Genomic DNA, 10,206 nt, shown 5'->3' on the forward strand with positions numbered 1-10,206 from the left:
CCATTTCTGACAGCTCATCCCAGAGTTCCTTATCCTCAATCAAGCCGTACTTGACTACCTCGCCCATGCCTTCAATCAATTCACGTTTCCCTAAAGTCTGCAAAACTTCTGGATCAATCAGAACTCCGTCAGGCTGGGTAAAGGTCCCGACCATATTTTTGGCCCAAGGGGTATTAACACCTGTCTTACCACCGATAGAGGAGTCCACTTGAGCTGTCAGACTGGTCGGAATCTGCACGAAATGAATGCCCCGCATGTAGGTCGAAGCAGCAAAACCTGCCAAATCACCGACAACGCCACCTCCCAAAGCCACGATACCGTCACTGCGGGTCAGACCAACCTTGACTAAAAACTCATAGACTTTGTTGACTGTCTTTAAGTTCTTGCTAGCTTCGCCTTCTAAAAAATCAAAGACAAAGGCCTCAAACCCAGCCGCTGCCAAGCTCAGCTTGACCTTTTCCGCGTAAAGTCGAGCCACTCGATTGTCCGTGACGATGACCACCTTCTGAGGCTGCCAAAGCTGACTCAGCCAGTTTCCAGCCTGAGATAAGGCTCCTTTTTCGATGGTAATATCATAGGGATGATGGGGGAGATTTACATTTAATTTCATAAGCGCCTCCTTGTTTTTCCTGCTCCACCATAGAGGAGCTGAGTACGAGTGACTATTTATACAGAACTTCTAGCTGCTGCCAAATTTCCTGACAAGGCATGGACTGGCCTGTCCAAAGCTCAAAAGCTTCTGCTGCCTGATAAAGCAACATACCTAGACCATTCACTGCCTCTACCTTCTGACTTCGAGCCCACTTTAAAAAAGGTGTTTCAAAAGGTTTATAAATCACATCCGCAACTAAAATCTGGCTCGGTAGTTGAATACTTTCTACTAGTGGTAAAGATTCTCCATCCATACCAAGGCTTGTTCCATTGACCAGAAGATCCGATTGGTTAATTTTCTCCTGTAGAAGAGCCGAGTCTTCCAAGCTCAACACCTGAATCCTGCTCTTAGTTTGGCGACTGATTGCTACCATCTTGCTGACAGTATTAGCATAGGAAGTCTGCCGAGTAAATACAAAAATTTCCTCTGCCTGATCCAAAGCAGCTTGAGCGATAATAGCTGTCGCCGCTCCGCCAGCACCTAAAATGGTCATTTTTTTGCCCTGAATAGCAAAAGAAGGCAAGCTCTTAAAAAAGCCCTTGCCATCTGTATTGTATCCTATCAATGTACCATTTTCATTCACCACTGTATTCACAGCTCCGATAAGACGGGCGCTGGGAGCCAATTCATCAAGATATTGGATGACCTCCTGCTTGTAAGGCATTGACAAATTTATCCCAAACATATCATACCTTCGGATATTAGCAACGGTCGCTTCTAAATCCCCTGCTTCAATTTCCCAAGCAAGGTAGACACCATTGACAGCAGTCTTCTCAAAGGCAGTATTATGAATAAATGGTGAAATGCTATGCTTAATCGGCTTAGCAACAACTGCTGCTAGACGAGTATGGCCATTAATTTTCATTTAAAATCTCCCGCACAACCTTCATGTTTGCTAGAGAAACCTGACCTGGTGCACTCGGCTGCTCAACACTGGCAAAAGACCAGCTTGAACCTGTCAAATCTGCAGCTAAGCGAGAAATCTTCCCAACTTTTCCCATAGAAATCGTTACATACTCTTGTTCAGGATTCAAAATCTTAAATCCGCGAGTGTAGTTCATCAGGTCCAAGACGTCCTGCTCATTGTGCGCCATGACAGAAACCTTGACCACCTTAGGATTCAAAGAAGTCAACTCAGACAAAATTTCCATCATATTTTCAGGCGTTTCCTCATAATTATGATAACTGAGAACTAAATTTGGAAACTCGAGCATTTCTTCAAATTTATCTTTATGCGAATAGTATTCAAAATCAACATAGTCTGGCGAATAAAAATTGGCTACTTCTTTGATAAGAGCAACATATTCATCATCTGACAGATCAATTTCGCCACCTTCTCCGCGACTTCGCAGCGTGAAGAGCAATTCACGACCAGCAAATTTCTCGAAAATAGCAGGAGCAACGTTGAGAATGCTCTCTTTCGGCAAAAAGTCCGCGCGCCATTCGATAATATCAGCATCATCATAACGACCCACATCAATTGCTTTAGCCTCTTCTAAACTTCTGGGCATGATTGAAACGACTAATTTCATTTGTCCACCTTAATTGTAAATACCTTGAGGTAGTTACTATTCTCATCTTTCTTATTGTATACAAAGTCTGCTGGTAGACCATATTCCGCTAGATAGCGGTGAGGGACTCCTGCAAATCCTTTTTCAATTTCTTTTTTAAACTTACTTTTAGAAACATTAGCTGCATTGGTCGAGAGAATCAATGTTCCTTTTGGACTCAAGATTTCCAAGGCCTGAGCTACCAAACGATGGTAATCTTTCGCAACAGAAAAGGTCTGTTTTTTATTGCGAGCAAAGCTCGGCGGATCTAGGACAATCACATCATACTTCAACTCGTGACGCTTGGCGTATTTGAAATAATCAAAAACATCCATGACCACGAAACGATGGGGCTCTAAATCCAAACCATTGGCTTCAAAATGCGCCTGGGAAAGCTCGCGACTACGCTTGGCCAAATCCACCGAAGTTGTCTGACTAGCGCCACCCATGGCAGCTGCCACCGAGAAAGCTGCTGTGTAAGAAAACATATTGAGCAGGCTTTTCCCGCTAGCTAAGCCGTCAACCAAACTCCCTCTCACCTCGTGCTGGTCCAGAAAAATCCCAGTCATCAGGCCATCATTCATGAAAACTTGATAGCGCACGCCATTCTCCAAAATAGTAAAATAGGCTGGCGCTTCTGCTCCGTAGAGATGGGCAGACTCATAGTCCAAGCCCTTGAAGCGAATCTTCTCGTAAGCTCCAGCGACCTCATGAAAGACCTGCTGGAATGCAGCCACTATCTGGTCCTTGATTGAAAAAACAAAGGAATTGTACCAAGAGAAAACGACATATTTCTCGTAGATATCAACTGTAAAACCGCCAAAACCGTCACCTTCTTGGTTAAACAGGCGATAGGCTGTCGTATCCTCCGCATGACGATAATAGAAACGTTTGTCTTTGGCTTTTTCAAACAAGTTTTGAAAGAAGGCTGAGTTCAGCTCTACCTTTGCATGGGAAATCAGCCAGCCAAGTCCCTTATTTTGCAAGGAGAGATAAGCTATTCCCAAGAACTTCCCCTGCTGACTATGCAATTCCACACATTGATCGGTGAGCGAAAGAGTCGGAAAATCATTCTTATCTAGAACTAAAATCCCTTTTCTCAACTTTTTCTCTGTCTGTTTATTAACAGTAAGTTTCTTCATAAGCATTATTATACCAAATATTGTGAAAATTCTCAAAGCATATTTATTATTTTCACATAATACTTGTTTTAGTAGAAGAAATCTCCAACATTTTATATATTAAATATTTATTTTATTAGGCGGACTTTCAAGTAAGCTTCCCTATTCCTACTTTCCACTATCTATCATGAGGCAAAGCCTGTTTAATTTTAGATATTTTTGCGAACAATCTTGAAGTTAGGAAATGATTGCCCTTATTCTAAATTACTTTACAAATAAAATAAACTAAGCACTAAATCACCTCAATTTTTCCTCAACTTGAAAAATTGTGATATACTTAGAAGAAGAGAATTTTTAGGAAATAAGACAAGGAAGTATCTTTCTGTGAAAAAAATAACCAAGAATTTACTCAATTTTATGAGTACAAGGCTCGGTTTCGTCTTGAGCTTGCTCACGATTTATTGGTTAAAAACCATGTGGGCTTATACCGTTGATTTTAATTTAGATATTCAAGGAGCCTATCAAATTTTTCTGGCTCTGATTAACCCTTTCCCAATTGGACTTTTACTGATTGGACTCGCTCTTTATATCAAGCCGACCAAGCTTTTTTATTGTGTCAGCACGGCTATCTACATCATGCTCTTTGTCTGGTTGGTCTCAAACTCCATCTACTACCGTGAGTTTACCGACTTTGTGACAGTCAATACCATGTTGGCCTCTAGCAAGGTGTCTGCAGGTCTTGGGGCAGCAGCCATGGAGCTCTTCCGCCCTTGGGATGCTATCTATATCATTGATTTTCCAATTCTGGGCTGGCTTTTTTATAAAAAGTATATTCGCTTGGATCATCGTAAGTTTAATTTCCGCGCCAGCTTTGCCGTGACATCCCTGTCAGCGATGCTCTTTTCGGCCAATCTTTTCCTAGCAGAAATTGATCGTCCTGAGCTCCTGACACGCGGATTTTCAAATTACTATGTCGTTCGTGCCCTTGGTCTTCCTGCCTTCCTCGGCTACAGTGCTAATCAAACCTATGCTGCTAATAAAGAGCGTTCCAAAGCCTCTGCCAAGGATCTAGAGCCTGTTGAACAATATATCCAATCCCACTATGCCGAGCCAAACTCTGAATACTACGGCATTGCCAAAGGTCGCAATGTTATCTATGTCCATCTAGAAAGCTTCCAGCAGTTTCTGATTGATTATAAACTGCAGATGGAGGGCAAGGAATATGAAGTTACGCCTTTCCTCAACTCCCTTTACCACTCCAACTCAACTTTAGCTTTTTCAAATATCTTTAATCAGGTTAAGGCTGGAAAGACTTCTGATGCGGAGACCATGATTGAAACAGGTCTCTTTGGTCTCAACCAAGGCTCCTTCATGGTAAACTACGGCGGTACCAATACCCAGCAAGCAGCGCCTTTTATCCTATCAAAAAATGGAGATTACACATCTGCTGTCTTCCATGGAAATACCGGTAGTTTCTGGAACCGCAACACTGCCTACAAGCAATGGGGTTATAATTATTTCTTCGATGCGTCTTACTTTACCAAGCAAGACGAGACTAACTCCTTCCAGTATGGCTTGAACGATAAGATTATGTTCAAAGATTCCATCAAGTATCTGGAACATTTGCAGCAGCCTTTCTATGCGAAATACATCACCGTCTCCAATCACTATCCTTATACGACTAGTCTGATTGGCGATGAGATTGGTTTCCCACTGGCAGATACCAAAGACGAAACCATTAATGGCTACTTTGCGACTGCAAATTACCTCGACTCAGCTGTCAAAGCCTTCTTTGACTACCTGAAAGAAGCTGGTCTGTATGAAAATTCAATTATCGTCCTCTACGGCGACCACTATGGAATTTCTAATTCTCGTAATCCAGCTTTGGCACCTTTGATCAATAAAAATTCTGAGACTTGGTCTAGCTATGACAATGCTATGTTACAGAGAGTGCCATACATGGTCGTGATACCTGGAATGGAAAAAGGGAAAATCATCGATACCTTTGGCGGACAAATCGATATGCTGCCAACCTTAGAGCATTTATTGGGGATTGACTCCAAAAATTACCTCCAAGTTGGGCAAGACCTCCTCTCACCTCAGCACCAGCAAATCGTGGCTTTCCGATCAACCAATAACTTTGTAACACCAAAATATACAAGTTATAGCGGCCGCATTTACAACACACAAACTGGTGAGGAGATCACTCTGCCAGACGAGTCAACAACAGCTGAACTAGAAGCTATCCGAACAGCCGCAAATACACAGCTGAAGATGAGCGATGCTATTCAGACGGGGGATCTATTCCGCTTTTACACAGGCAATAACCTAGGAAAAGTCAACCCTGATGATTACAACTACATCAACTCTTTGAAAGCCCTCAAGGCCATTGAGAAAGAAAAAGGTGATCAATCGACTAGCCTTTATTCAAAACGTGGCGGTGTGTCTTCTGTGGATCTTTTTAATTCACCAAGTTATCGAGCACTTCACCCAGAACAATTTCACTCTAGCACTAGCAGCGAAGAGGGAACTAGCGGAGAATCTTCTAGCTCTTCTAGCTCCTCCAGTTCAAGTGCCAGTCCCTAATCTATGAGGCCACTCAACTCTTCCTAAAGCATTGAAAAATATTTTGGGGAGAGTTTTTTATTTTTGAAGCACAAAAAAGATTGAAGACTTAAGCTGCAAAGCCGTCTTCAATCTTTTCTTAACTTTACTCATATTATGCAATCACTTCAAAAACGGAAGCGGTCAGATTTTCAACATAGAAGGGTCTCTTATGGCGACTATTGCCGACCACCAAGCGCAGGTGATCCGCATTTTCAAGGTAATATGGTAGACCACTTGCATTAAAAATGATTTCATAACGTTTTTCGTCTTTAATCTCAAAAATGACGATACCACTACCAGCAAAGGCTTCTCTTACAAAGACATGTTTGTAAATCTCTTCATAGGTTTGATAAGAAAATTCCTTCTGACTTGTCTTTAAGCGAATGATTTGCTTGATATAATCAATACTCTCCTGATGTTGGCTAATCAATTCCCAATTCACTTGGTTGACAGCATCGGGAGCATTGTAGCTATTCATTGCTCTGTCACGGTCGCTAGGAAGGACTTGGCCCTCTTCGCCTGTTCCTACTAGTTTCGTGCGAGAAAATTCTTGACCCAATTCCATGAATGCCATCCCCTGCATAAGCAAGTTCATAGCTGTTGCCAGCTCAATTCTTTTGGTCCGAGTGACCTCATCATCTTCTGGGTGCAAGTCAACCAGCAAGTCATGCAGATTGAAATTATCATGCGCCTCCACATAATTAAGAACCTGAGTTGGTGTCAAATAGGAGCCTAACTCACTGCTGCCCAGAATGGCTTTGGCTATGATATCTTCAGTCGCTTGTCCGCTCACATAACCAGCTTTCAGACCACCGTAGACTTCAGCACCCTTTATCGCATCGCGCTGGGTATCATTGAAAAAGCCAATTCGCGGCAGTTGATAAGCATTGTTTTTCTTAGCCTTGTCCTCTGGCATCAGGCCTGTTCCCATATCCCAACCTTCACCATAAAGCAAAATCCGTGGATCAATTTTGTCCATTTCTTCTCGGATGATATTCATGGTGGTGACATCATGGATTCCCATCAGATCAAAACGGAAGCCATCCACATTGAATTCTTCTACCCAATAGCGAAGTGAATCAATCATGAATTTGCGGAACATTTCATGCTCACTAGCCGTCTCGCTGCCGACTCCGGTACCGTTTTGGAAAGAACCGTTGGGATTCATCCGGTAGTAATAATCGGGAACCGTTGACTGAAAGGCTGAGTCAAAGGTCGAATAAATATGATTGTAAACCACATCTAAGGTCACAGAAATTCCTGCATCGTGGTAAGCCTGAATCATGGTTTTCAAATCTCGGATAGCCTGACCCGGATCATCTGGATTAGAAGAAAAACTGGTTTCTGGTGCATTGTAGTTCTGCGGATCATAGCCCCAGTTATAAGTAACTTGGCCATTTTCGTCATAGTCCTTGTGTCGGTCAGAAACCGGCTGGAGCTGCACGACATTGATACCTAGATTGCGAATGTAATCAAAAGTAGTCTGATCTTCCTGACTATTTCTAGTGCCACGTTGACAAGCACCTAAAAAAGTCCCTCGCAAATGCTCTGCGACACCTGAACTAGGCGATTTGCTAATATCTCGGATATGCATCTCATAGATGACCGCCTGATTCGGATTATCTAAACGCCAAGTTGCCTCCTTGCCTTGACATACCTTAAAACCAGCAACAGTCTTGTCCTGTTCAGCAACAATAGCTGAGCGCTTGCCATCAGGACTGGTGGCGATTGTATAAGGATCGCGCGTCAAAAAATGCTGGTTTTCAAAATGAACATGATACTGGTAGGCCTTGCCAGCTAAATCTTCTGGCACTTCCACCGACCAAACTCCGATTGTATTTTTAGCATGATCGTGCGAGTAAATCTCTCCCTTTTCCATAGGGAATTCTTTATAAACAGCTGCTTGATTATCGGAAGTTTCATAGACTAGCAATTCAACTTTTTTGGCTGTCGGAGCCCAAACTTTAAACTCATTTACCTGCCCCTGCAGACGATGCCCAAGCCAACCTTGGTAGCCCCAACATTCGTCAAAATAATCTGAGCGCATAGCCACATCGAAATTATGAGGACGTCGCCGCGAATATTGGTGGCTCGTCGTCGCCGCTTGCAAGGAATAGTAGACCTGATGATCTCCTTCAATCAACCACACCTCTGTCGGCAAATGAACTGGTAATAAATCAATGTGATAATCGCAAGATTGGCTGGACCAGTCTGAACGTTTGACAATCACATGAGCCTGACTAAGAGGCTCCCAACTTTCAAAAGATAGTTCCCCCTGAATACCAAAATAATCAAGTTTGGAAAAAGGAGCTTCTTTTCCCCACTGATCTGTCTGCCACTGCCACAAGTCATAAGAAAAGTAATCTCCCTTAGGATTGTGGTAATGGACAATGACCTTATAGTCTAGCATTTTCATTTATCTCTTCATTCTAATTTTTCTAAGGAAAGAGCGCTCTCATCTATTTCATCTATATTGGCGAAAAACTCCAGATGATTGTGCAAAACTTCCAATTCTACTGGTGTATCTCCTCCGTACTCACCATCCAAGTTCAACATAAAGGGTGCTTTTTTATCTAATACTTCTAGCTTCAATTTGCTGGTTTTCAGATATTCAACATTGGCATCCGTCACGTGTTGGCCACCATTAATTGCCTGTATGATGAGACTAAGCATATCAAACAACTTGGCCGTTTTTACAAGAATCAAGGTGAAATTTCCATCATCCAGTTTGGTATCTGGTGCTAGCTTTTCAAAGCCTCCGATAGAATTGGTCAAGGCCGCAAAGACAAGCGAAATCTTGCCCTCAAAAACACCATGGTCATGCTCTATCCGTACCTTACGGGATTTAGAGCGCGGCAGCATTTTGGCTCCTTCGGCTACATAAGCCAGATAGCCTAAACGGGTCTTGACCTCACTAGGGACACTGTAAGTCAGCTCTGTCAGCGTGCCCGCCGCCGCAATGTTGATAAAGTATTTGCTGCCATAAGCCCGACCGATATCCATCTGAATCGTCTGGCTTTTCTCAATAATCCGAGCTGCAGCCACCGGATCTCCCATGGGAATTTTCAGAGCACGCGCATAATCATTGGTTGTACCAGTTGGGATGAAAGCCAGCTTAGGGCGCACATCTAGGCCCGCAACCCCATTCACTACTTCATTGATGGTCCCATCTCCACCGGCTGCTATGACTAAATCAAAACCTGCTCTTGCTGCTCTTTCAGCTTCTCGCTGAGCAGAGAAAGGCTCTGGAGTCGTCTGGTAGGCACTGGTCTCATAGCCAACATCTTCCAAGACATCCAAGACTTCGGCAATATTTTTTTTGATAATTTCCTGCCCAGAAGTTGGGTTATAAATCAATCTTGCTTTTTTTATTTTATTTTCCATACTCAGCCTCACAAACTATCTAGCCAATCCTCATCCCGAATCTCGATTCCAAGTTCTTGAGCTTTGGTTAATTTGCTGCCTGCATCGCTACCTGCCACCACCAAATCTGTCTTTTTAGACACACTTCCAGCAACATTTGCACCCAGACTCAGCAATTTTTCTTTAGCTTGATTCCGTGTTAATTTTTGTAATTTTCCGGTCAATACGACTGTTTTGCCAGCGAGAGCGGCATCAGCTGCCACTTTCTCCCTTAGATAGTCTAGGTTGACGCCAGCTTCTTGTAATTCTTGCAGCAGAAGCTGACTGCCTTCCTGCTCAAAGTAAGAATGCAGACTCTGAGCGATAACTGTCCCCAAACTGTCAATAGAAGCAATTTCCTCTTGACTGGCCTGTGACAACTTGATCATATCGTGGAATTTCTCCATCAAAATCCGACTAGCCTTGCTTCCCACGTGGCGGATTCCCAGACCAAAGAGCAATTTTTCTGCTGAGTTTTCCTTGGAAGCTTGAATGGCATTATACAATTTATTCGCTGATTTTTCCTTAAAGCCGTCCAAGGTCAGCAAATCTTCTACAGAAAGTCGATAAATTCCAGCCACATCCTTGACCAAGTTCTTATCAAAGACCTTCTCGACCACTGCTGGACCAAGGCCAGTAATATTCATGGCATCCCGACTGGCAAAGTGGATCAAGCCTTCCTTGATCTGAGCTGGACAGAGCGGGTTGATACAGCGCAGAGCCACTTCGTCCTCGAAATGCACCAGCTCACTCTCACAGCTCGGACAGTGACTCGGTATTTCCAAAGGCTCTTCTGAAATGCGCTTGGACTCCACCACGCGCAAGACAGCAGGAATAATGTCCCCCGCTTTATAGACGATAACGGTGTCTTTCT

General features: G+C 43.2%; 8 protein-coding genes. 1 reads left to right on the forward strand and 7 read right to left on the reverse strand.

Translation table 11 applies throughout. The annotated features are described in order from the left end of the window. The 4 genes from Q0191_RS05315 to Q0191_RS05330 all read right to left on the reverse strand — a co-directional run. On the reverse strand, positions 1-610 hold a 610-nt coding region (locus tag Q0191_RS05315; RefSeq protein ID WP_297664490.1), incomplete at its 3' end, for a 3-dehydroquinate synthase. A 52-nt stretch (positions 611-662) separates the two neighbouring features. Then, positions 663-1,517, reverse strand: a complete 855-nt coding sequence (locus Q0191_RS05320; RefSeq protein ID WP_297664492.1) for a shikimate dehydrogenase — start codon at positions 1,515-1,517, stop codon at positions 663-665. Next, entirely contained in the window at positions 1,507-2,184 is a 678-nt protein-coding gene (gene aroD, locus Q0191_RS05325; protein ID WP_297664494.1) for a type I 3-dehydroquinate dehydratase, read from the reverse strand. Before aroD ends, Q0191_RS05320 begins: the two co-directional genes overlap by 11 nt. Next, positions 2,181-3,344 (reverse strand): class I SAM-dependent rRNA methyltransferase, encoded by a 1,164-nt coding sequence (locus tag Q0191_RS05330; protein ID WP_297664496.1) that lies wholly within the window; start codon positions 3,342-3,344, stop codon positions 2,181-2,183. Before Q0191_RS05330 ends, aroD begins: the two co-directional genes overlap by 4 nt. A gap of 363 nt (positions 3,345-3,707) precedes the next feature. On the opposite strand from Q0191_RS05330, the gene Q0191_RS05335 reads away from it, so the two are divergent. Next, a complete protein-coding gene (locus Q0191_RS05335) occupies positions 3,708-5,909 on the forward strand; it encodes an LTA synthase family protein (protein WP_297664498.1) in 2,202 nt (733 codons plus the stop codon). A 133-nt stretch (positions 5,910-6,042) separates the two neighbouring features. On the opposite strand, the gene pulA is transcribed toward Q0191_RS05335, so the two are convergent. The 3 genes from pulA to Q0191_RS05350 all read right to left on the reverse strand — a co-directional run. Further along, positions 6,043-8,340 carry a type I pullulanase gene (gene pulA, locus Q0191_RS05340; protein ID WP_297664504.1) on the reverse strand — a complete coding sequence of 766 codons (2,298 nt, stop codon included), beginning with the start codon at positions 8,338-8,340 and terminating at the stop codon, positions 6,043-6,045. Positions 8,341-8,354: 14 nt separating this feature from the next. Further along, positions 8,355-9,314, reverse strand: a complete 960-nt coding sequence (locus Q0191_RS05345) for a diacylglycerol kinase family lipid kinase (RefSeq protein ID WP_297664500.1) — start codon at positions 9,312-9,314, stop codon at positions 8,355-8,357. A gap of 8 nt (positions 9,315-9,322) precedes the next feature. After that, a partial coding sequence (locus tag Q0191_RS05350; RefSeq protein ID WP_297664502.1) for a helix-hairpin-helix domain-containing protein occupies positions 9,323-10,206 on the reverse strand: 884 nt, incomplete at its 5' end.

Origin of the sequence: uncultured Streptococcus sp., assembly GCF_938036805.1 — a bacterium.
Taxonomy (GTDB): Bacteria; Bacillota; Bacilli; order Lactobacillales; family Streptococcaceae; genus Streptococcus.

What these genes read in the sequence shown, in the direction of transcription:
- Q0191_RS05345 (WP_297664500.1), bottom strand. Translation starts at nt 9,314, where the DNA reads ATGGAAAATAAAATAAAAAAAGCAAGATTGATTTATAACCCAACTTCT.
- Q0191_RS05320 (WP_297664492.1), bottom strand. Translation starts at nt 1,517, where the DNA reads ATGAAAATTAATGGCCATACTCGTCTAGCAGCAGTTGTTGCTAAGCCG.
- aroD (WP_297664494.1), bottom strand. Translation starts at nt 2,184, where the DNA reads ATGAAATTAGTCGTTTCAATCATGCCCAGAAGTTTAGAAGAGGCTAAA.
- pulA (WP_297664504.1), bottom strand. Translation starts at nt 8,340, where the DNA reads ATGCTAGACTATAAGGTCATTGTCCATTACCACAATCCTAAGGGAGAT.
- Q0191_RS05330 (WP_297664496.1), bottom strand. Translation starts at nt 3,344, where the DNA reads ATGAAGAAACTTACTGTTAATAAACAGACAGAGAAAAAGTTGAGAAAA.